Source organism: uncultured Roseovarius sp., assembly GCF_947259555.1.
Classification (GTDB): Bacteria; Pseudomonadota; Alphaproteobacteria; order Rhodobacterales; family Rhodobacteraceae; genus Roseovarius.
On the sequence record NZ_CAMYMD010000087.1, the window covers coordinates 33,165 to 53,338 of the forward strand.

Annotated in this window: 21 protein-coding genes; 8 read left to right on the top strand and 13 right to left on the bottom strand. The window is 63.3% G+C overall.

Annotated features, from left to right (window positions below; translation table 11 throughout):
* Positions 1 to 115: 115 nt before the first annotated feature.
* The 5 genes from Q0X85_RS14785 to def (Q0X85_RS14805) are packed head-to-tail and all read right to left on the bottom strand — an operon-like array spanning position 116 to position 2,577.
* Positions 116 to 355, bottom strand: coding sequence for a GlsB/YeaQ/YmgE family stress response membrane protein (locus Q0X85_RS14785; protein WP_297773140.1), 240 nt, complete (start codon positions 353 to 355; stop codon positions 116 to 118).
* A gap of 3 nt (positions 356 to 358) precedes the next feature.
* A complete protein-coding gene (locus Q0X85_RS14790) occupies positions 359 to 601 on the bottom strand; it encodes a hypothetical protein (RefSeq protein ID WP_297773142.1) in 243 nt (80 codons plus the stop codon).
* A 4-nt stretch (positions 602 to 605) separates the two neighbouring features.
* Positions 606 to 1,514 carry a methionyl-tRNA formyltransferase gene (gene fmt / locus Q0X85_RS14795; RefSeq protein WP_297773143.1) on the bottom strand — a complete coding sequence of 303 codons (909 nt, stop codon included), beginning with the start codon at positions 1,512 to 1,514 and terminating at the stop codon, positions 606 to 608.
* 59 nt (positions 1,515 to 1,573) lie between these two features.
* Positions 1,574 to 2,062, bottom strand: a complete 489-nt coding sequence (def, locus tag Q0X85_RS14800) for a peptide deformylase (protein ID WP_297773145.1) — start codon at positions 2,060 to 2,062, stop codon at positions 1,574 to 1,576.
* A complete protein-coding gene (def, locus tag Q0X85_RS14805; RefSeq protein WP_297773147.1) occupies positions 2,059 to 2,577 on the bottom strand; it encodes a peptide deformylase in 519 nt (172 codons plus the stop codon). The genes def (Q0X85_RS14800) and def (Q0X85_RS14805) overlap by 4 nt, the downstream gene beginning before the upstream one ends.
* A gap of 96 nt (positions 2,578 to 2,673) precedes the next feature.
* Here def (Q0X85_RS14805) and Q0X85_RS14810 point away from each other — a divergent pair, with 96 nt between their 5' ends.
* The 3 genes from Q0X85_RS14810 to Q0X85_RS14820 all read left to right on the top strand — a co-directional run bounded on the left by Q0X85_RS14810 (position 2,674) and on the right by Q0X85_RS14820 (position 6,036).
* A complete protein-coding gene (locus Q0X85_RS14810; protein ID WP_297773148.1) occupies positions 2,674 to 3,846 on the top strand; it encodes a PatB family C-S lyase in 1,173 nt (390 codons plus the stop codon).
* A 22-nt stretch (positions 3,847 to 3,868) separates the two neighbouring features.
* Positions 3,869 to 4,882, top strand: a complete 1,014-nt coding sequence (locus tag Q0X85_RS14815) for an NAD-dependent epimerase/dehydratase family protein (RefSeq protein ID WP_297773150.1) — start codon at positions 3,869 to 3,871, stop codon at positions 4,880 to 4,882.
* Positions 4,883 to 4,992: 110 nt separating this feature from the next.
* Entirely contained in the window at positions 4,993 to 6,036 is a 1,044-nt protein-coding gene (locus Q0X85_RS14820; RefSeq protein ID WP_297773152.1) for a patatin-like phospholipase family protein, read from the top strand.
* On the opposite strand, the gene Q0X85_RS14825 is transcribed toward Q0X85_RS14820, so the two are convergent.
* From Q0X85_RS14825 to Q0X85_RS14855, 7 genes are read right to left on the bottom strand one after another with little or no spacing between them, the layout of a single operon-like run.
* Positions 6,033 to 6,155 (bottom strand): hypothetical protein, encoded by a 123-nt coding sequence (locus Q0X85_RS14825; RefSeq protein ID WP_297773154.1) that lies wholly within the window; start codon positions 6,153 to 6,155, stop codon positions 6,033 to 6,035. The genes Q0X85_RS14820 and Q0X85_RS14825 overlap by 4 nt on opposite strands.
* Positions 6,156 to 6,177: 22 nt before the next feature.
* The gene (locus Q0X85_RS14830; RefSeq protein ID WP_297773157.1) at positions 6,178 to 6,426 is read right to left on the bottom strand and encodes an NnrT protein; all 249 of its coding nucleotides are present in this window, start codon (positions 6,424 to 6,426) and stop codon (positions 6,178 to 6,180) included.
* The gene (locus tag Q0X85_RS14835; protein WP_297773160.1) at positions 6,423 to 6,599 is read right to left on the bottom strand and encodes a protein NnrT; all 177 of its coding nucleotides are present in this window, start codon (positions 6,597 to 6,599) and stop codon (positions 6,423 to 6,425) included. Before Q0X85_RS14835 ends, Q0X85_RS14830 begins: the two co-directional genes overlap by 4 nt.
* A 1-nt stretch (position 6,600) precedes the next feature.
* The gene (locus tag Q0X85_RS14840; RefSeq protein ID WP_297773163.1) at positions 6,601 to 8,484 is read right to left on the bottom strand and encodes a VWA domain-containing protein; all 1,884 of its coding nucleotides are present in this window, start codon (positions 8,482 to 8,484) and stop codon (positions 6,601 to 6,603) included.
* A 5-nt stretch (positions 8,485 to 8,489) separates the two neighbouring features.
* Positions 8,490 to 9,284, bottom strand: a complete 795-nt coding sequence (locus Q0X85_RS14845) for a CbbQ/NirQ/NorQ/GpvN family protein (RefSeq protein ID WP_297773166.1) — start codon at positions 9,282 to 9,284, stop codon at positions 8,490 to 8,492.
* Between the two features lie 3 nt (positions 9,285 to 9,287).
* On the bottom strand, positions 9,288 to 10,637 hold the full coding sequence (locus tag Q0X85_RS14850) for a cbb3-type cytochrome c oxidase subunit I (RefSeq protein WP_297773168.1): 1,350 nt from the start codon (positions 10,635 to 10,637) through the stop codon (positions 9,288 to 9,290).
* 12 nt (positions 10,638 to 10,649) lie between these two features.
* Positions 10,650 to 11,102, bottom strand: coding sequence for a cytochrome c (locus tag Q0X85_RS14855; RefSeq protein ID WP_297773169.1), 453 nt, complete (start codon positions 11,100 to 11,102; stop codon positions 10,650 to 10,652).
* Between the two features lie 120 nt (positions 11,103 to 11,222).
* Between Q0X85_RS14855 and Q0X85_RS14860 the strand changes: the two genes are divergently transcribed.
* Positions 11,223 to 11,435: a DUF1858 domain-containing protein gene (locus Q0X85_RS14860; protein WP_297773171.1), complete on the top strand. Its 213-nt coding sequence runs from the start codon at positions 11,223 to 11,225 to the stop codon at positions 11,433 to 11,435.
* Between the two features lie 416 nt (positions 11,436 to 11,851).
* Here Q0X85_RS14860 and Q0X85_RS14865 read toward each other — a convergent pair whose 3' ends face one another.
* Complete coding sequence (locus tag Q0X85_RS14865) at positions 11,852 to 12,778, bottom strand: isoaspartyl peptidase/L-asparaginase (RefSeq protein WP_297773172.1); 927 nt, start codon at positions 12,776 to 12,778, stop codon at positions 11,852 to 11,854.
* Between the two features lie 218 nt (positions 12,779 to 12,996).
* On the opposite strand from Q0X85_RS14865, the gene Q0X85_RS14870 reads away from it, so the two are divergent.
* The 4 genes from Q0X85_RS14870 (at position 12,997) to Q0X85_RS14885 (ending at position 19,953) form a co-directional block, all read left to right on the top strand.
* On the top strand, positions 12,997 to 13,857 hold the full coding sequence (locus Q0X85_RS14870) for a cyanophycinase (RefSeq protein WP_297773174.1): 861 nt from the start codon (positions 12,997 to 12,999) through the stop codon (positions 13,855 to 13,857).
* On the top strand, positions 13,844 to 16,486 hold the full coding sequence (cphA, locus tag Q0X85_RS14875; protein WP_297773175.1) for a cyanophycin synthetase: 2,643 nt from the start codon (positions 13,844 to 13,846) through the stop codon (positions 16,484 to 16,486). Before Q0X85_RS14870 ends, cphA begins: the two co-directional genes overlap by 14 nt.
* Before the next feature lie 70 nt (positions 16,487 to 16,556).
* Positions 16,557 to 17,855: an ATP-grasp domain-containing protein gene (locus Q0X85_RS14880; RefSeq protein WP_297773177.1), complete on the top strand. Its 1,299-nt coding sequence runs from the start codon at positions 16,557 to 16,559 to the stop codon at positions 17,853 to 17,855.
* 82 nt (positions 17,856 to 17,937) lie between these two features.
* Positions 17,938 to 19,953 carry a CocE/NonD family hydrolase gene (locus tag Q0X85_RS14885; protein WP_297773178.1) on the top strand — a complete coding sequence of 672 codons (2,016 nt, stop codon included), beginning with the start codon at positions 17,938 to 17,940 and terminating at the stop codon, positions 19,951 to 19,953.
* The last annotated feature ends 221 nt before the right edge of the window (positions 19,954 to 20,174 follow it).

The following is a 20,174-nucleotide window of genomic DNA, read 5'->3' on the forward strand; positions in this document are numbered from 1 at the left end:
CCGGCCCCAATCGCCGATATGCACCAACTATGAGACCAGAGCGCGAAAGACTCAAATTGTAACCCGGGACCGCCCGGCAGGGGCTGATTGCGGGCCCAGCCTTTGGAGGCCGCCGCTACTTGCGCCCCAGATACATCTGGTAGAGCCAGATCAGCAGCAGCGATCCCAGCACCGCGCCAATCAGCCCGCCCAACAGCCCCGTCACCATCAACAAAACCCGGATAACCACGCCGCCAATGAGCGCGCCAGCGATGCCGATCATCACGGTCTGCACCACCCCCGCCTCGATCCGCATCAGGCGCGTGGCGAGAAAGCCCGCCGCCGCGCCCACGATGATCAGGTAGACCACACCCATGCCTCACCTCCGCCTGCGCCAATGGGTCGGCACGATGATCAGCGCGCCGACCGACGACAGGATCGCATCAATCCCGGGCGCGCCGAAGCGGATGCCGAACATGATGCGGATGAAGTAAAACAGGAACGCACCGCCGACGCAGATGATGATCGACGGGAGATAGCCGTTGCGGGTAAAGCCGCTTTTCTCGCTGGCATAGCCGACGATGCCCGCGATCACCACCGTGCCGAAAAGTTGCAGGAACATCGCGTCACTCCAATCGGCTGCCGCGCGGCCAGGCCATGCCGCGCAGGAACTCGGGCCCATCCTGCGCCGCGCGGCCGGCGCGTTGCAAGCGCAAAAGCCGCACCGCGCCGCGCCCGCAGGCGACCGACGCCTCACTGTCCAGAACCTCACCGGGGGCGCCCTGCCCTTGGGCCACGCGCGAGGCCAGCAGTTTCACCCGCTCAGCCCCCGCCATGCACCACGCGCCGGGAAACGGCGAGAGGCCGCGGATGCGCCGGTCGACTTCTTGCGCGTCAAGGCCCCAGTCCACGCGCGCCTCGGCCTTGTCGATCTTGGCGGCATAGGTGACGCCCGCCTCGGGCTGGGGCTGCGGCTCCAGTTGGTCCAGCCGGTTCAGCGCCTCGACAATCAGCCGCGCGCCCATGTCCGACAGCCGGTCATGCAACTGCCCGGTGGTCTCGTCCGCGCCGATCCGCGTTGCCTCGCGCATGAGCACTGGCCCGGTATCGAGCCCGGCCTCCATCTGCATGATGCAGATGCCCGTCTCGGCATCGCCCGCCATGATCGCACGGTGAATGGGCGCGGCCCCGCGCCAGCGCGGCAGGAGGCTTGCGTGGATGTTGAGACAGCCCTTCGCGGGCGCATCGAGCACCGCTCGCGGCAGGATCAGGCCATAGGCCACGACCACCGCCACATCGGCCTTGTGCGCGGCGAAGGCCGCCTGTTCCTCCACGCCCTTCAGGCTGACCGGATGGCGCACCAGCAGACCCAAATCCTCGGCGCGCGCCTGCACCGGGCTGGGGCGGTCCTTCTTGCCACGGCCTGCCGGGCGCGGCGGCTGGCAATAGACGGCCGCCACCTCGTGCCCGGCCTCGACCAGCGCGTCGAGCACCGGCACCGAGAAGTCCGGCGTTCCCATGAAGATCACACGCATCACAGCCCCCTTCACCGTTCCCAAAATACTCACATCCGACCGCGCCACCGGCGATGCGCTCAGGCCCGCTTGCGCGCCCGCCTGAGCAGCATGTCCCGTTTGACCCGGCCCAGTCGATCAAAATACATCCGCCCCTGCAAATGGTCGATCTGGTGCTGCACGGACGTGGCCCAGAGCCCGACAAAATCGCGCTCTTCGACCTCGCCGTCGGCATTGAGAAACCGAACCGTCACCGCGCGGGGCCGCTCGATCAGGGCCGAGACGCCGGGAAGGCAGGGGCTGGCCTCCTGATGCTCGCGCAGATGCACGCTCGCGTGCAGGATTTCGGGATTGGCCAAGCGAACGACCTGCCCACGCGCCTCGCTCGCATCGACGACGGCGAGCGCCTGCATCTCGCCAAGCTGTGTCGCCGCCAGCCCGACGCCCGGCATCGCCTCCATCACCGCGATCATCTCGTCCCAGATCGCGTGGGTTGCATCGGTGATCCCGGTCACCGGTGCGGCGGCTGTTCTCAGCCGTTTGTCGGGCCAGCGCAGGACAGCCCTCACGCGCGCGCCTGCTCTCGCTTGAGCTTTTGCATGCGCCGGGTGATCATCTGCCGCCGCATCGCACCCAGATAGTCGATGAAGAGCTTGCCGTTGAGATGGTCGATCTCGTGCTGCACACAGGTCGCCCAGAGCCCGTCGAAGGTCTCCGCCTGCGGGTTGCCATCCCGGTCGATCCAGCGCACATCGACAACCTTCGGCCGCGTCACCTCGGCATATTGATCGGGGATCGAGAGGCAGCCTTCCTCGTAGGTATTGGTCTCGTCCGAACTGGCCACCACCTCGGGGTTGAACATCACCAGCGGGCGCGGCTCCTCCCCCTCCTCCTTGACACAGTCAAGGACGATCAGGCGGCGTGTCACCCCCACTTGCGGCGCGGCGAGGCCGATGCCCGGCGCGTCATACATGGTTTCCAGCATGTCATCGGCGAGGCGGCGCAGATCATCGCTGAGATCGGGCACAGGCGCGCAGACCTTTTTCAGGCGCGGGTCGGGGTGAATGAGGATCGGGCGTTTCATGGCGTCTGATTTAGGGGATCGGCGCGTGATCCGCAACGGCCTTGCACACGCCGCGCAATCGTCTAGCCTGCGCCGCGACACCCCAAGGAGACATCCATGAATTTCGACGAGATCATCGACCGCCGCGGCACGGGAAGCACCAAATGGGACAGAATGGAAGCCTATGGCGGTGTCTCGCCCGCTGACGGGATTCCGATGTGGGTCGCCGACATGGATTTTCGCGCGGCCGATGTCTTGCAGGACGCGATGCAAAGCCTCATGGACCGCGCCAATTACGGCTATTTCCCTGGTGACGACGAAATGAACGAGGCGGTCGCGTGGTGGATGAAAGAGCGCCACGAGTGGGATGTGGACCCGAGCCACATGTCAAGCACCGCCGGGCTGGGCCATGCCATAGCCCTGATCCTGGAGACCTACACCGATCCCGGCGATGAGGTGATCATCTTCACCCCGGTTTACCACGAGTTCACCCACAAGATCGAACTGACCAAGCGCGTCGTCCACGAAGCCCCGCTGGTTATCGAGGATGGCATCTACCACATGGATCTGGACGCGCTCGAGGCCGGGCTGAGCGGCAAGGAGCGGATGATGCTCATCTCCTCGCCGCACAACCCGGCAGGTCGCATCTGGACGCCCGGGGAATTGCGCCAATTGTCCGAGTTTTGCACGCGTCACGATCTCATCATGGTTGCAGACGAAATCCATCACGATCTCGTTTTCCCCGGCCAGACATTCACGCATTTTCTCAATGCCGCCCCCGAGGCTGCGGATCGCAGCTTTGTCCTCACCGCCGCGTCGAAAACCTTCAACACCGCTGGCGCGCGCGTCGGGACGGTCACGATTCCCAATCCCGACCTGCGCAAGCGCTTCCGGCAGGCGCTGCTCGAACACCAGACCCAGCCCAATCTCTTGGGCGTCGAGCTGACACGGGCCGCCTATTCGCCGGGTGGCGCGGCCTGGGTTGATCAACTGGTCGCCTATCTGGACGACAATCACCGGCTTTTTCTCGATGGTATCGGTCAGATCCCCGCGTTGAAGGCCATGCCGATGCAATCGACATATCTCGCCTGGGTCAACTTCGAGGGTACCGGGATGGATATGAAAGAGGTTCTGCGCAGGGTCCATGAGGATGCGCGCCTCGTTCCGTCAGTGGGCGCTGATTTTGGCACCGGCGGCGAAACTTTCCTGCGGTTCAACATCGCCACGCCGCGCGCGCGGGTGGCCGAGGCGGTGGAGCGGATGCAAGCCGCCTTTGCCGACCTTCAATGACCATCACCGGGGCGGGGCGCATATGACACGGGTGTTCATTACCGGCACCGCCGGGTTCATCGGCTATCACCTCGCCGATCTGTTGCTGAGTGAGGGCATGACCGTCCACGGCTTCGACGGCATGACCGATTACTACGATGTCACGCTCAAGCAACGCCGCCACCAGATGCTTCTCCAGAAACCGGCATTTAGGGCAACCGAGGCGATGCTGGAAGATCAGGCGGCCGTCAACGCGGCGATAGACGCCTGCGCGCCCGATATCATCGTGCATCTCGCGGCCCAGGCGGGCGTGCGCTACAGCCTCGAGAACCCGCGCGCCTATCTGGATGCCAACGTGATCGGCACGTTCAACGTGATGGAGGCGGCCAAGCGGCACGCGGTCCGGCACCTCTTGATGGCATCCACGTCATCGGTCTACGGCGCCAATACGGACATGCCCTATACCGAGACGATGAAGGCCGACAGTCAGATGACGATCTACGCCGCCACCAAGAAAGCGACGGAATCGATGGGCCATGCCCATGCGCATCTATGGAACCTGCCAACCACGATGTTTCGGTTCTTTACGGTCTACGGTCCCTGGGGGCGGCCCGACATGGCCTATTTCAAGTTCGTGAACGCGATCCTCGAAGGCCGCCCCATCGACATCTACAATCACGGCGACATGCACCGGGATTTCACCTATGTCACCGATCTGGTACGCGGCATCCGCCTGTTGATGGACGCGATACCGCAGCGCCCGGACCGCCCCGAAGATATCTGCCCCGGTGACAGCCTGTCTCCCGTGGCGCCTTATCGCATCGTCAATATCGGCAACTCCGAGAAGGTCCGGCTACTGGATTTCGTCGCGGCCATCGAAGAGGCCGTCGGGCAACCGGCACTTCGCAACATGATGGACATGCAAAAGGGCGATGTGCCGGCCACATGGGCCGATGCGCAGCTGCTTGAGAGATTGACCGGCTACCGCCCGCAAACCGACATCCGCGACGGCATCGCCCGTTTCGTGACCTGGTATCGCGCCTATTACGGTGTCTGAACGCGAATGTGACCCGGCCAACACAGCCACCGGTGGCGCCCGACCGCCGGGGCTGATAGCCTCGGGATCGCGCAGCCGCAGGGGCGCAGTACCAGAGAGGTGAACGGGCCATGGGCACGACCGGCAAACCTATCAATCTCGCGCTTCAGGGCGGTGGGGCGCATGGCGCCTTCACCTGGGGCGTGCTCGATTATCTGCTCGAGGATGGGCGCCTGCGGATCGCCGGCGTCTCTGGCACGTCGGCCGGCGCCATGAATGCGGTCGCCCTTGCCGATGGGTACACCCGCGCCGGGCCCGAGGGCGCGCGCGCCGCACTTGATCATTTCTGGCAGAGCATGAGCGGCAGCGTGCGCCACTCGCCCTTGCAACGCACGCCCGTTGACCGGATGACAGGCAATTGGGGACTTGAGAACAATCCCTTTTACCACTTCATGAACGCGATCACCGGCGTGGCGTCGCCCTACCAGCTCAATCCGATGAACATCAATCCACTGCGCGATCTGGTCGAGGAGAGCATAGATTTCGAAATGGTGCGCAAATGCGACGCCTTCGAGTTGTTCGTGTCGGCCACCAATGTCGAGACCGGGCGCGTCAAGGTCTTTCCGCGAGAGGATCTGACGCCCGACATGGTCATGGCCTCGGCGTGTTTGCCGCATCTCTACCAAGCGGTCGAGATTGACGGCGTGCCCTATTGGGATGGCGGCTATATGGGCAACCCGGCCCTGTTTCCGCTTTATGGCAAGACCGGAACCGACGATATCGTGGTCATCCAGATCAACCCGATCGAACGCAAGGGCGCACCGCGCACCGCGCAGGAGATCCACAACCGGCTCAATGAAATCAGCTTCAATGCCAGTCTTCTCAAGGAATTGCGCGCGATTGATTTCGTCGACCGGCTGATCTACGAGGGCAAGCTCGACGTTGATCACTATCGTCCCGTCAAGGTGCACCTGATCGAGAATGAAGACCTGATGAACCCGATGGGCGCGTCATCGAAGATGAATGTGGAATGGGCGTTCCTGACCCGCCTGCGCGATATCGGTCGATCTACCGCAGCGGCCTGGCTCGATGCCACTTACGACCGCATCGGCGTCGAAAGCACGGTTGATCTGCGCGCCATGTTCCAGGGCATCGGGGCAGAGCACCAGGGTTAGACACTGGACGGGTTGTGCGGCCCGTCATCCAGCGTATTCAGCGCATCCAGATACATCTTGAGCGTGCCGCCCCATTTGCTGCCCGTCGTCTTGAGATCCTTGATCTCTTCGGCTGTCAACTGCTCGCAGAGCGGTGGAGTTTCAGGCGTCAGAGCCTTCTGCGCGCGTATCCGCCACGTCCATCAAGTGACGGATATGGCGGGCGAAATACCAGGTGGCGGGGGCCCCGATCACGCAGCCGAGGCCAATCGACCATGCGGTCGAGGCCACCGGCCCGCCGATCCAGCTGAAGATCAGCGAGGCGAAGAACACGTTGACCGCCGCTGCCCCTGCGCCAAAGGGATAGAGGGCGAGCGCGATCTGACGCGTGGACCAGCCCTGGCGTGTCATCGGCGAGAGACCAGCCGATGTACGGCGATCATGGATGCGATGAGCGCAAGGCAGGCCAGCGCATACCAGAATTCGGCCGTGGCGGATTGGGCCTGCGGGATCGGCCGGTCAAAGCTCTTGGCAAGGACCGGGGACGCGATGAGGGTCGCGATCAAAACTGTCAGATAACGCATGTCAATTCTCCTGTGTCAGGGTGCGATAGATGTCGGGAAGCGCCCGGGTCAGGCGCGCGGGATCGGGCAGCAGGGTGAACCCGCCCCGCCCGAAGATACGGGCAAACCAGTCCTGCCCGTCCTCGTCGATGATGATGCCATGCAGGCTGTGGCCCGCCATGCGGGCCTCGCGGACGGCCATGTGACTGTCCTCGATACCGTGCTGGCCCTCGTAATGATCCAGATCGTTTGGCTTGCCATCGGTCAGCACAATGAGCAGCTTGCGCGCGCTCGGCTCTTTGGCCAGTTGCGCACTGACATGGCGGATCGCCGCCCCGAGCCGGGTGTAATGCCCAGGCTTCAGCGCGCCGATATTGGCGGTGATCGCGGGGGACAGGTCGTCGCCGAACCCCTTGCAGCGGCTCAGGAATACCCGGTCGCGGCGCAGCGAGGAAAACCCCCAGATGCCCAGCCGGTCGCCCGCCGCGTCGATGCCTGCCGCCAGCGCCGCCATCGCCTCGCGCGCCACCTCGATCACCGAGGTATCGCCAATCGCCGCCTCGGTCGAGCGCGACGTGTCGATCAGGAAGGCCACCGACAGGTCACGCTCGGTCTGCCGTGCCGATTGCCAGATCCGGTCCGAGCCGCGCCCGGTGGCCATCAGATCGGCGCGCGAGGTCAGCAGCGCGTCGAGATCAAGCTCGCTGCCCTCTACCTGACGCGGTTGCAGGATACGACGCGGGCGCAGCGCCTCGAACTGGCGCCGCACCTCGCGCATGCGGCGTTCGTTCGGCACGAAGGGCGTGTCGGACGCGGCCACCGGTGCATCCAGAACCCGGCAGTGATCGGCCATGTAGCTGCGCGACCGGTGGTTCCATTCGGGGTATGTGTGCGTGCCTGCCAGCGCCTCGTGATCGGCATCGGCGGGCGACAGATCGAGATGCAGGCGCAGCCGTGTCGCGGCCTTGCGGACCTGCTTGGACAGCGTGATTTCATCCTGATCATCCGCCGCCTTCTGGGCGTTCTCGTCATCGTCATCATCGACGCTGCGGTTGATGTTCATCGATTCAACCCATGACAGGATCGACTCGAACCGGTGAATGATAAAGCTGTCCTTGCGGTTCTGCTGGTCCTGATCCTTGCGCCGTCCCAGCTTGCGGCTGGTCTGCGCGGCAGCGGGGGGCGGTGCTGCGGGGTCGGCCGCCTCGTCCGTCGCGGCCTCGCCAGAAGACGCTGGAGCAAAGCGCAGCCAGATCGGCACCGGCGCAAATGGCATGTAGTTGCCCGGCACAGAATGCGACGTGACCTCGGGCGATGCACCGGTAAGCTGATTGCGAATGGCGGTTTCGATGATCGCTTCCTGAGGGGGGCGAATGACATCCGGCCGCCCCTGCATGCAAAGCCACGTCATGCGATCATAGGCGCTGCGCAGGCCGGCACAGGCGACATAGGCCGCATCCGCCGCCGCCGCATTGGCCCGGATCTGTGCACAATCAAAGGCCATGCCCTCACCGGTCAGGTCGATCCCGTTCAGATCGCAAACCGCCGCCAGCGCCGTAAGCCAGAAATACGCGGCCCGGTTCAGTGCCGGGTCGGGAAAGGCGGCGATAACCGGCGGCAGCGTCAGCCGCTCGCCGTCAAAGACCGCGACCCATTCGCGGTCGCGCTCTGCCCCCAGCTTGCGCCGCAGCGTGCGGCGATGGCGCACCAGCGTCGCCGCCGCCTCGCTCAGTTCCACGCCGGGTGCGCCACCCAGACCGCGAAACAGCACCGCAAGGCTGGGCCGGACCGAGGCGAGTGTGACACCCGCCTCGGGGTGGCCGATATCCGCCCCGATCCCGCTGGCCATGTCATGCCAGAGGTTGCCGACCGTCTCTTCGGGCTCCATGAGATCGAGAAGATGCATGGCACTTACCCGTAGATCGTCGCGACCAGATCGCGCAGCGCCTGCTGCACATCCGGCTCGTCGCTGAGCGGTTCGATCACCGCGGCCTCCAACGCCTGATCGACGCCCATGCCGCCCGCCATCAGCGTGGCGGCATAGATCAGCAACCGGGTCGAGACACCTTCCTCCAGATCCATGCCCGAGAGGTTGCGGATATGCCCGGCCAGCCGCACCAGAGGGGCCACGCGCCCCGGCTCCAGCCGGCTTTCGCTGGCGACCACCGCAATCTCGGTCTCGGCCCCCGGAAAGTCGAACGAGATCGACAGGAAGCGCTGCCGCGTCGATGGCTTCAGCCGCTTGAGCACGTTCTGGTAGCCGGGGTTGTAGCTGGCCACCAGCATGAAGCCCGACGGCGCCACCAGCTCTTCGCCGGTGCGGTCGATCATCAGCGTGCGGCGCGTATCGGTCAGCGGGTGCAGCACGACCGTCACATCCTTGCGCGCCTCAACCACCTCGTCGAGATAGCAGATGCCGCCCTCGCGCACCGCGCGGGTCAGGGGCCCGTCGACCCAGACCGTCTCGCCGCCCTTGAGCAGGTAGCGCCCGATCAGGTCCGAGGCCGACAGATCGTCATGGCAGGCGACTGTATAGAGCGGCTTGCCCAGCCGGGCCGCCATATGCTCGACAAAGCGGGTCTTGCCGCAGCCGGTCGGCCCCTTCAGAAGAAGGGGCAAACCGTTGTCATGGGCCGTCTCGAAGAGGTCGCATTCGCGGCCCGTTGCCTGATAGAACGGCAGGGTTGGTTTATAGACCATGTTCATGGCTTATTCTCCCGGAACAGGGTTTGCAGGGCCGGGCGCGATCACCTCGGATTTGCGCACGACCAGCATGGAATAGAGGAACAGCAAGGCCCCGATCACCACCGCCGCACCGGCACCGAACCGCATCAGGTAGAACACCGACAGGCTGTCCTGCACCGGCATGTAGTAGTCGCCGATCACGCGCTGCATATGCGTCTGGATGGTGCCCGCGAAGGTCAGCACGAAGGTCATGAAGGCCATGCCGCCGGTCATCAGCCAGAAGGACGCCATGTTCAGCACCTGGTTATAGGGCGCGCGGCCCCGCAGCATCGGCATCGCATAGGTAAAGATCGCGAGGTTCAGCGCCACATAGGCCCCATAAAAGGCGAGGTGGCCGTGGGCTGCGGTGATCTGCGTGCCGTGGCTGTAGAAGTTCACCCCGTGCAGCGTGTGCAGAAAGCCCCAGACCCCGGCCCCGAAGAAGGCGACCGTGCTCGACCCGAGCGACCACAAGAGCGCGGCCTTGTTGGGATGGTTCTTGCGGCCTTTCCAGACCATGACGAAGGCAAACGACATCATCAGGAAGAACGGGATCACCTCGAAGGTCGAGAAGATCGAGCCGACCCATTGCCAGTAGCCCGGCAGACCGATCCAGTAGAAATGGTGCCCGGTCCCGAGAATGCCCGAGAAAAGCGCCGTGGCGACGATGACATAGAGCCATTTTTCCACCACTTCGCGGTCCACCCCGGTCAGCTTCAGGAGCAGGAAGGCAAGGATTGCAGCCATCACCAATTCCCAGGTCGCCTCGACCCAAAGATGGACGACGAACCACCAGTACATCTTGTCGAGGCTGAGGTTGTCGGGGTTGATGAAGGCAAAAACCCAGAGCAGCGACAACAGCCAGAGCCCCATCAGCAGCACGTTGGTGATCGCGGTCTTCTTGCCCGCCAGCACCGTCATCGAGATGTTGAGCAGAAAGATCAGCGCCGCGACGAGAATGCCGAACTTGACCCACAAGGGTTGTTCGAGAAACTCGCGCCCGCCATGGATGCCCATCAGATAGGAGCCCACGGCCCCCAACGTTCCCACAACGAGAATGATAAGCTGCAGATAGGCCAGCTTGGGCGACCAGATCTCACGCTCCGATTCCTCAGGCACGAGAAAATAGGCGGCCCCGAAAAAGCCCAGCAACAGCCAGACGATCAGGGCGTTGGTGTGGATCATGCGGATGATGTTGAACGGCAGGATCTCGGCCAGAAAGTTGGGCGAGACATAGACCCAGCCCGCCAGCAGCCCGCCCAGCACCTGAATGCCAAAGAGGGCCATCGCCACGACGAAATAGTAGAGCGCGACTTTTTGTGATTGGTATTTCATGAGGTTCACTCCTTACCCGGCATCATTGGGCGGCCAGCCCTGCGTGTCGGTTTGATCGGCCCAGCGCAGAAACTCCGCGAGGCCGCGGATATCTTCGTCACTGAGGTTGAAATTCGGCATCTGGCGGCGGCCTTCGATGCCGCTCGGCTGGCTTTCCATCCAGCCCTTGAGCACCTCGAAGGCGTCTTCGGGGCTGTCCTGCACGCCCCAGCGGGTCATCACGTTGCCCACTTCGGGCGCGAAATACGCGCCTTCGCCGTGCAGGCTGTGGCAGTTGATGCAGGAATGCTCTTCCCAGACATGCTTGCCGTGGATCACCTCTTCGCTGAGCGCCATGCCCGCCGTCGAGGTTTCGACCACGTATTTGTGGCTGTGGACGGTCATCGCCACGAAGATCACGACAAAGAAGATCGAGCCCCCGTAGAAGATGTTGCGCGCCCTCGATTTCGTTAAGATTTCAGCCATGTTCAGGCCTCCTTGAATTCGGGATGACCTGTTTTAGGCGGGCACTCGGCATGCGAGTTTGCGCCAGCGCAACGTTTGGCGCGATTGCGCGGCTAGGCTGGTCGGAGAAAGGAGCGCACGATGCGGCACCCCCGACCAGATGACCCCGATCTGCCGCTGGCGGATCTGATGACACGATGGCCCCAGACCGTCCCGGTCTTTGTCCGGCACCGGATGCTCTGCGTCGGATGCCTCGTCAGCCCGTTTCACACGGTGATGGACGCCTGCGCAGAATACGATCTCGACGAAGAGGATTTCCTGGCCGAACTGATCCAGGCGGCGGACCCGGGGTAAGACCGGACCCTCGAAGGCATCGCGTGTTTGCAGGACCGACCAGAGCCGCCTTCTGAACAGTCAATCTTGCCTGTTTCTTGATGGACGGTCCGGATTCTCCATCATACACGTCGGTGTTAGACGCCGTGTGCAGCGGATGTTCGCGTTCTGTCGTAGGATTGAGTTTTTCGGGCCTGACCTTACAGCGTTTCGACTTTTCGTTGAAACAGTCGTAACGCTGTAATTCGTTGTTTTTGCGAAATTTCGAACCGAAAAAGTCTATCAACTTTTTCTGAAATTGCTTTGGGGGTGAAGACCAAGTACTGAATGTCGGTATGGACGGATAACACCTTACGCTCCTCAAAGGCGTCGCAGTGCGTATCTGGGTACAAACCAATCGATTTGATGTCCTGAACGTGCTTTTTTCGGGCTCAGGTTCAATAAATAGCCGTTACCGGCGTGCTGTCTTCTACCACGACCCCCCGATACATCCCCTCACAGTTGAACGGCATGGCGACTGCCCCGTCCCGACCGACACAAATCAATCCGCCCGAGCCGCCGATGGCGGTCAGATCGCCCAGGATGACTTGCTGTGCCGCGTCAGTCACCGATTGTCCTGCCAGCCGCATGCGTGCGTCGATTTCATGCGCGACCGACAGGCGGATATAGGCCTCGCCGTCGCCGGTGGCCGAAACCGCGCAGGTGGCATCGTCCGCGAAGGTTCCGGCACCGATGATCGGGCTGTCGCCGACACGGCCCCTGCGCTTGGCCGTCATGCCGCCTGTTGATGTCGCGGCGGCGAGATTGCCCGCGCGGTCCAGCGCGACGGCCCCCACCGTGCCGTGGCGCCGGGCCGGGTCATCGTCGAGCGTGCCATCGGCTTGCATCTTCAGGGTGCTTTGCAGACTGTCCCAGCGGTCCTGCGTAAAGAAATAGGCCTCGTCCTCAAAGGCCAGGCCCGCGTCGCGCGCGATCTCAAGTGCCCCGTCGCCGACCATAAGCACGTGATCGGTCCGCTCCATGACGGCGCGGGCAAGGTGTACAGGGTTGCGCACCCCGGCGATGCCGGCGACCGCCCCGGCCCTGCGGCCGCCGCCGTCCATGATCGCGGCATCCATCTCATGCGTGCCATCGCGGGTGAATACCGCGCCGCGCCCGGCATTGAAGAGAGGTTCGTTTTCAAGCGTTTCGACCGCGACTGTGACCGCATCGAGGGCCGTGCCGTTGCGCGCCAAGACCGCCTCTCCGGCGGCCAGAACGCGCGCGAGGGCGGCGTGGCAGCTGCCCTCGCGTTCGGGCGACATCTCGGCACGAGGCAAGACACCGGCGCCACCGTGAATGGCAAGCACGAACCCTTTGGTCATGGAACACCCCTCCTTGAGTCATTCATAAATGCAGTGTCACAGGTGCCACCGACTTTCTGGTACCATAATGCCCGAGAAAACCTGTTTGAAAGTGTGACAAGCTTGTTACGTTGCGGCGCATCGCATACCGACGTCGAGCATATTGTGACAAACTTGTTTGTGGAGTGACAGTTTCCACAATATGTAGGTCTTGTCTACCGTTGACTGGAGGTCCGTTCATGGACATGTCGATTCGTCCCGTGCCCATAGGAAAACTTGTCGCTATCGGCGGCGCCGAGGATAAAACCTCGGATACCGAGATTCTGAGGCAGGTTCTGGCACTCAGCCAGAGCTCGGAACCGGTTGTCGGGGTCATCACCACGGCCAGCAGTATTCCCGACGATGTTTTCTCTGATTACCGTCAGGTGTTCGAGAGGTTGGGCGCTGGCGACGTACTGGACGTTCGCATCCGCGAGCGCGCCGATGCGGCCGCACCAGCTATGCTCGACATGCTGTCGCGCAGTGACGTGATCTTTATTTCCGGCGGCGACCAGATGCGCCTGACCAGTATCCTGGGCGCGTCGGACGCGCTTGGGATGATCCGCAAGCGTTATGACGAGGGCGCTGTCATCGCGGGGACAAGCGCGGGTGCGGCGTGCCAGTCGACCACCATGGTCTATGGCGGCCATGCGACGGATTCCCTGCGCAAGGGCGCGGTCAAGATGTCTGCGGGCTTTGGCCTGATCGAGGGCGTGATCATCGACACGCATTTCCTCGAACGCGGGCGGTTCTCGCGTCTGATGGAGGTCGGGACGACGAATCCCGAGTATCTCGGCGTTGGTCTCGGAGAAGATGCGGCAGTCCTCTTCGAGAACGATACAATTTACGCTTTTGGCCCCGGTCACGTCATCCTCGTTGACAGCTCGGCCATAACCAGTTCCAATGTATTTGATCTTTCTGACGGTGAGGCGGTGAGCGTCCACAATGTCATAATGCATGCGCTGGTCGACGGGAACGGGTACAGTTTGACGGACCGGCGGGTTCTTGGGCCAACAGAGTCCAGGGCTGGCAGTCTGGAGCAAAGGAATGCGTATACTTGAGCATCGCGCGCTGCGCGGGCCGAACTATTACAGCCGCTATCAAGCGATTTTCATGCGGCTGGACATCGAGGAACTAGAAGACCGCCCGAGTGACAAGGTTCCCGGTATTTCCGAAAAACTGGAAGCGGTCATACCTTCAATTCACGAGCATCGCTGCTCGGTGGGTGAGCCGGGCGGATTTCTGCAACGGGTGCAAAACGGCACGTTTGCCGGGCACATGGTCGAACATGTGGCCATCGAATTGCAGAACATGCTCGGGTTCTCGGTCGGCTACGGCAAGACCGTCGACAGCTATGAAACCGGCGTCTACAACGTGGTCTATCGCTACCGCGACGAGGCCACAGGCCTTGCCGCGGGCGAGGCCGCCGTCGAGATCGTTCAAAAGCTCTACAATAGCGAGTATGTCGATCTTGAGCCGATCATCGAGCACCTCAAAGAGGTGCGGGACGCCAATGCGCTCGGCCCCTCGACAGGGTCGATTGTAAATGCAGCCAAGGAGCGCAACATCCCCTGGGTCAATCTGACCGAGGGGACCAGCTATACCCAGCTGGGGCACGGCGTGAAACAGCGCCGCTTTCAGGCCACGGTGACCGACGAGTCGGGCATCATCGGCCACTCGATCGCCGACGACAAGGACTGGACCAAGCAGATATTGGGCGATGCGGGGATCGCGGTGCCGCAGGGCTATACCTGCTATTCCTGGGATGAGATCAAGGCGGCCGCCGAATGGATCGGCTGGCCGGTGGTCACCAAGCCACTGGCGGGCAATCACGGGCGCGGCGTGACCACCGACATCGCCAATATGGTAGATCTGGAATCGGGCTACGAGGCGGCGCTGGCGCGGGTGCGCGACGATTCCGGTGCCGTGATCGTCGAGAGTTATATCAAGGGCGAGGATCACCGCATCCTGGTGATCGGCGGCAAGATGGTGGCCGCCGCGCGCCGCCGCCCGGCGCATGTCACCGGCGATGGCAAATCGACGATCCAGGCGCTGATCGACAAGGCGAACGAGGACCCCCGGCGTGGTGTCGGCCACGAAAACGTGCTGACCCAGATCCATGTGGATGTGCAGACCCACCGGGTGCTCGAACAGGCCGGGCTCACGCTCGATAGCGTGCCACCCGAGGGCGAGATGGTGTTCCTGAAATCGACGGCCAATATCTCGACCGGCGGCACCGCCACCGACCTGACCGATGAGGTCCATCCCGATGTCCGCTTTGCGATGGAACGGATCGCGCGGCATGTGGGCCTGGACGTCATCGGCATAGACCTGCTTGCGGAAACGCTGAGCAAGCCGCTGGACCAGCAGTCGGCGGGCGTGGTCGAGGTCAATGCCGGCCCCGGTTTCCGGATGCACATGGCCCCGACGCATGGCACCCCGCGCCCGGTGGGCGAGCATGTCGTCGATATGCTGTTTCCCGACCCGACCGACGATGGCCGCATCCCGATCACCGCGATCACCGGCACCAACGGCAAAACCACCACGACCCGCCTGACCACGCATATCCTGCGTCAGTCGGGGCATTCGGTGGGCATGGGCTGCACCGGCACGGTGGAGATCGACAACCATGTGATCCTGCGCGGCGACTATTCCGGTCCGGCGGCGGCACAGGCCGTGCTGCGCGAGCCCACGGTCGAGCATGCGGTGCTCGAGGTCGCGCGCGGCGGCGTCATGCGCCGCGGTCTGGGCTTTGATGAATGCGATGTCGGTGTATTGCTGAACATCGCGTCGGATCATCTCGGCGAGCGGGATATCCACACGCTGGAAGAGCTGGCACGCTGCAAGACCGTGGTCGTCGATTCGGTCAAGAAGGAGGGCGGCTATTGCGTGCTCAATGCCGATGATCCTCTGGTGATGGAGCATGGTACATATTGGGCGCGGGGCGAGATCATCTATTTCACGATGGACCCGGACAACCCCGACCTGCAAGACCACCTGAGCGAGCGGCGCATGGTCGTCACCGTCAAGAACGGGCGTATCGTCTTGCTGCGCGGCAAGGTTCTGGTCGATGTGGTGGATGTGAACGATGTGCCCATCGCCTTCGAGGGGCACGCGCCCTTCAACGTGCAGAACGCGATGGCCGCTGCCGCCGTGGCACTGGCGCATGGCATCGAGATCGACGATATCCGCGCCGGGCTGCTGACCTTCCACCCGACCCCGGCGCAGATGCCCGGGCGCACCAACTATTTCGAGGCCGACGGTGTCTACTGCCTGATCGACTACGGTCACAACGTGCCGGCGCTGGTGGCGTTGGAGCCGCTGGTGAACGGGCTTGGACAACAGCGCAAGATCGGCGTGTCGACCGCGCCGGGCAATCGCCGCGACGAAGACCTTGCCGCTCTGGGCGCGCAACTCGCCAAGATGTGTGACGTGCTCTACGTCTACGAATCCGATGCGCGCGGGCGCGCCGAGGGCGAGACCGCGGGCCTGATCCGCAAAGGCGCCGCCGACTCCGGATCGGACTGCGCGGTCGAGGTCATCATGAAGGAAAAAGACGCCGTTGACCGGGCCATGGCGGATGCCGTGCCGGGCGATTTCCTGCTGTTGCTGGTGGACGATATCACCGGCACAACGGAGCGGCTCAAGGGACGGAGTTTTCCGGTTCAGTCCGATCTCACCCAGGCTTGAGGACAAACTGCACCCATTCGGTGCGTCAGCCTCACCGGTGCGCACGCCCTGAACAGGAAGGACCAACATCATGACCAAGAATGTCTTCGTCGTCGGATTGAACGCGATGAACGCCGAGCGACTGACCCGGTTGCGGGGGGTCGAGGATATCGTCTTTCACCCGCTGCTGACCTCCGAGGCGGTCTCGGACACGCAGGAGTTCGACATCCCCGCAATGCTGCGCGAGGCCGAGGCGACGCTCGACGCCTTTGACGGCTCGATTGACGCCATCGTGGGGTATATCGACTTTCCGGTCTCGACCATGCTGCCGCTCTTGTGCGCGAAATACGGCACCCGCAACGCCTCGCTGGAGAGCCTGTTGAAATGCGAGCACAAATTCTGGTCGCGCAAGGTCATGGCAGAAGTGGTGCCGGACCACACGCCTACCTTCACCGCATTCGATCCGTTCGACGACAACGCCCTCTCCAAGATTGGCGAGGCAGACCTGCGCTTTCCGTTCTTCGTCAAGCCGATCAAATCGTCGGGCTCACGGCTTGGCTTTCGCATCGACAGCCCAGAGGATTTCGACTACGCGATTGCCGCCTTTCGGGCAGAAATTGGCCAGATATCCGAGCCGTTCAATTACGTGCTCGATCAGGCGAACCTGCCGGATGACATCAAGGCGATCGAAGGACATTATTGCATGGCCGAGCGCGTGATCGGCGGGCGTCAATGCACGGTGGAAGGCTATGTGCATGACGGCGAGGTTGTCCCCTACGGCACGGTGGATTCGATCCGCTATCCACAGGTCCTCAGCTTTTTCTACTATCTTTATCCCTCAACCCTCCCGCGCCGCGTGCAAGACGAGATGAACGAGATCACCCGCAAGGTGATGGCGCATATCGGCTATGACAATGCGGGCTTCAACATCGAGTATTACTGGGACGAGGTGCAGAACAAGATCTGGCTGCTGGAGATCAACACCCGCATCGCGCAGTCGCATTGCGACCTGTTCGAGATGGTGGACGGGGTGAGCCATCAGCAGGTCACGGTCGATCTGGGGCTCGGGCGCAAGCCCGACATGCCCAGCGGCGAGGGGCCGGAGAATGTCGCCGCCGAATTCTTCTACCGGGTGTTCTTCAACGACGCGACCCTCACACGCGCGCCCTCGCGCGCCGAGCTGGAGGTCGCCTCGGAACAGGTCGACGGCACGCGCATCGTCTCCTACGTCAAGAAGGGCATGCGCCTGTCGGAGCTGCCCGAGCAGGATGCCTATAGCTATGCCGTAGCGTCGATCTGGATGGGGGCCAACAAGCAATCCAAGCTGTTGTGGAATTACGAGCAGGTCATGAAGAAGCTGAATTACGAGTTCAGCGACATCGAGGAATAGGCCAACGCCAGCGCTGGACTTTGTGACGCGGGGGCGCGATAGGCTGGGCGCATCGCGTCGCACGTAATGCAGGATAAACGTCATGAAGATCGACCACCCGCTTCCCGTCACCATTCGGGAAATCGAGCATCTCGAGATCCCGATGCCGGATGGCACCCGCCTCGCGGCACGTATCTGGATGCCGGACGGGGCGGAACGACAGGCCGTGCCCGCGATCCTCGAATACATCCCCTATCGCAAGAACGACAAGACGCTCGAACGCGACCATGCACGCGCGCCTTGGATGGCGGCGCAGGGCTATGCCTATGTCCGGGTCGATCTGCGCGGGACCGGCGAATCCGAGGGGGTTATGACCGACGAATATACCGAGATCGAGCTTCAGGACGGATGTGATGTCATCGCCTGGATCGCCGATCAGCCGTGGTGCGATGGCGGTGTCGGGATCGTGGGCATTTCCTGGGGCGGCTTCAACGGGCTGCAACTGGCGGCCCTGCGCCCCCCGGCACTCAGGGCTGTGGTGTCGATCTGTTCGACCGACGACCGCTATGCCGACGACATCCACTACATGGGCGGTACCATGTTGTGCGATCATCTGTCCTGGGCGTCGGTGATGTTCGGGATCAACACCCTGCCGCCGGACCCCGCGCATGTCGGCGAGCGCTGGCGCGAGATCTGGGAAGAGCGGCTCGACGGGTCGGGATTCTGGCTCGAGACCTGGATGGAGCACCAAACCCGCGACGCGTTCTGGAAACACGGGTCGGTCTGCGAGGATTTCGGCGATATCGAGGTGCCCGTCTATGCCGTCAGCGGCTGGGCCGACGGCTACTGCCGGGCTGTCTTTCGGCTGGTCGAGAACCTCAAGGGTCCTGCAAAGGGAATCATCGGCCCCTGGTCGCATCGCTATCCGCATGTCGGGGCGCCGGGCCCGGCGATCGACTGGCTGAGCGAGGAAACCCGGTGGTGGGATCAATGGCTCAAGGGCATCGACACAGGCATCGCGGATGAGCCACCCCTGCGGGTCTATCTTCAGGATCACGCCGCGCCCCAAACGCATTACGAGCACCGCGACGGGCACTGGATCACAGAACCGGCCTGGCCCTCGCCGACTGTCACCCCGACCGAATTCGCCCTGGGCTCCGACGGGCGGCTGTCGAGCGCCGGGCAAGTCCCCGGCGGCTGGCTGAACATCGCCTCGCCGCTCTGGGTCGGGTTTCAGGGCGGCAAGTGGTGCTCTTATGCGCTGCCCGGCGATCAGCCGGGCGATCAGCGGCGGGATGACGCGGGCAGCCTGTGCTTTGAAACCGGGCCGCTTGCCGAGCCTCTGCACATGGTGGGCGATGCGCGCCTGACACTGACGTTCACCTCGGACCGGCCTGTCGCGCAGGCCGCCGTTCGGCTGATGGACGTGGCACCCGACGGGGCGGCGACCCGGGTCAGCTACGGCTTGCTCAATCTCACGCATCGTGACGGGCACGAGCACCCCGAGCCCCTGACGCCGGGGCAGATCTACACCGTCGATGTGCCGATGAAGCACGTCGCCCAGACCTTTCGCGCGGGTCATCGCATCCGCCTGGCCCTGTCGACCAGCTACTTCCCGATTGCCTGGCCTGCGCCCGAGCCGGTTGAATTGCGCGTCCTGACCGAGCAAAGCACGCTCACCCTGCCGCTGCGGGACGGCGATCACAGTGAGGCCGCGCCGTTCGGCCCGCCACGCGCGGCTGAACCCCTGGAGCAGGACGTCGCGACGCCCCCGACCGCGGAATGGACCGTGACAGAGGACCGGACCACCGGGCGCGTCACGGCAGATATCGGCGTCCACGAAGGTGCGGCCCGTATAATCGAGCACGGCCTGACGCATTCCGCCGAATGCACCGAGCGCTATTCCATTCTGCCGGGCGATCCCACATCCGCCGAAGGAGAGGTCACCTGGACCCACGAGATGCGGCGCGACGACTGGATCGTGCGGACGGTGACGCACACCCACCTGTCTTGCGACAGCACGCATTTCCATCTCCGCGCGCGGATGCAGGCCTTCGACGGAGACACCTTTGTCCGCGACAAGACCTATACGGCGAGCATTCCGAGACAGGCCATGTGACGCGCAAGCACCGGTCGCGGGCAGGTTAGTTTGCAAAGTTTGGCGCAGTTTCCCAAAGCGGCCATTCGTTTAGCCTGCAGCTAATGGCGGGTCTGAGCCCAGACTGTCGATTGCGTTAGAAACGAACCTCGGCTTGGCTTGGCCTTGAGCGGACCTAAGAGCCAACCGCGCGAACAGCACCGAAGGTGCCGCGCGATCGCCGGGCCGTCCCGCGGCCTGGC

What these genes read in the sequence shown, in the direction of transcription:
- Q0X85_RS14785 (WP_297773140.1), bottom strand. Translation starts at nt 355, where the DNA reads ATGGGTGTGGTCTACCTGATCATCGTGGGCGCGGCGGCGGGCTTTCTC.
- Q0X85_RS14790 (WP_297773142.1), bottom strand. Translation starts at nt 601, where the DNA reads ATGTTCCTGCAACTTTTCGGCACGGTGGTGATCGCGGGCATCGTCGGC.
- fmt (WP_297773143.1), bottom strand. Translation starts at nt 1,514, where the DNA reads ATGCGTGTGATCTTCATGGGAACGCCGGACTTCTCGGTGCCGGTGCTC.
- def (WP_297773147.1), bottom strand. Translation starts at nt 2,577, where the DNA reads ATGAAACGCCCGATCCTCATTCACCCCGACCCGCGCCTGAAAAAGGTC.
- Q0X85_RS14810 (WP_297773148.1), top strand. Translation starts at nt 2,674, where the DNA reads ATGAATTTCGACGAGATCATCGACCGCCGCGGCACGGGAAGCACCAAA.
- Q0X85_RS14815 (WP_297773150.1), top strand. Translation starts at nt 3,869, where the DNA reads ATGACACGGGTGTTCATTACCGGCACCGCCGGGTTCATCGGCTATCAC.
- Q0X85_RS14820 (WP_297773152.1), top strand. Translation starts at nt 4,993, where the DNA reads ATGGGCACGACCGGCAAACCTATCAATCTCGCGCTTCAGGGCGGTGGG.
- Q0X85_RS14830 (WP_297773157.1), bottom strand. Translation starts at nt 6,426, where the DNA reads ATGACACGCCAGGGCTGGTCCACGCGTCAGATCGCGCTCGCCCTCTAT.
- Q0X85_RS14835 (WP_297773160.1), bottom strand. Translation starts at nt 6,599, where the DNA reads ATGCGTTATCTGACAGTTTTGATCGCGACCCTCATCGCGTCCCCGGTC.
- Q0X85_RS14840 (WP_297773163.1), bottom strand. Translation starts at nt 8,484, where the DNA reads ATGCATCTTCTCGATCTCATGGAGCCCGAAGAGACGGTCGGCAACCTC.
- Q0X85_RS14845 (WP_297773166.1), bottom strand. Translation starts at nt 9,284, where the DNA reads ATGAACATGGTCTATAAACCAACCCTGCCGTTCTATCAGGCAACGGGC.
- Q0X85_RS14850 (WP_297773168.1), bottom strand. Translation starts at nt 10,637, where the DNA reads ATGAAATACCAATCACAAAAAGTCGCGCTCTACTATTTCGTCGTGGCG.
- Q0X85_RS14855 (WP_297773169.1), bottom strand. Translation starts at nt 11,102, where the DNA reads ATGGCTGAAATCTTAACGAAATCGAGGGCGCGCAACATCTTCTACGGG.
- Q0X85_RS14860 (WP_297773171.1), top strand. Translation starts at nt 11,223, where the DNA reads ATGCGGCACCCCCGACCAGATGACCCCGATCTGCCGCTGGCGGATCTG.
- Q0X85_RS14865 (WP_297773172.1), bottom strand. Translation starts at nt 12,778, where the DNA reads ATGACCAAAGGGTTCGTGCTTGCCATTCACGGTGGCGCCGGTGTCTTG.
- Q0X85_RS14870 (WP_297773174.1), top strand. Translation starts at nt 12,997, where the DNA reads ATGGACATGTCGATTCGTCCCGTGCCCATAGGAAAACTTGTCGCTATC.
- cphA (WP_297773175.1), top strand. Translation starts at nt 13,844, where the DNA reads ATGCGTATACTTGAGCATCGCGCGCTGCGCGGGCCGAACTATTACAGC.
- Q0X85_RS14880 (WP_297773177.1), top strand. Translation starts at nt 16,557, where the DNA reads ATGACCAAGAATGTCTTCGTCGTCGGATTGAACGCGATGAACGCCGAG.
- Q0X85_RS14885 (WP_297773178.1), top strand. Translation starts at nt 17,938, where the DNA reads ATGAAGATCGACCACCCGCTTCCCGTCACCATTCGGGAAATCGAGCAT.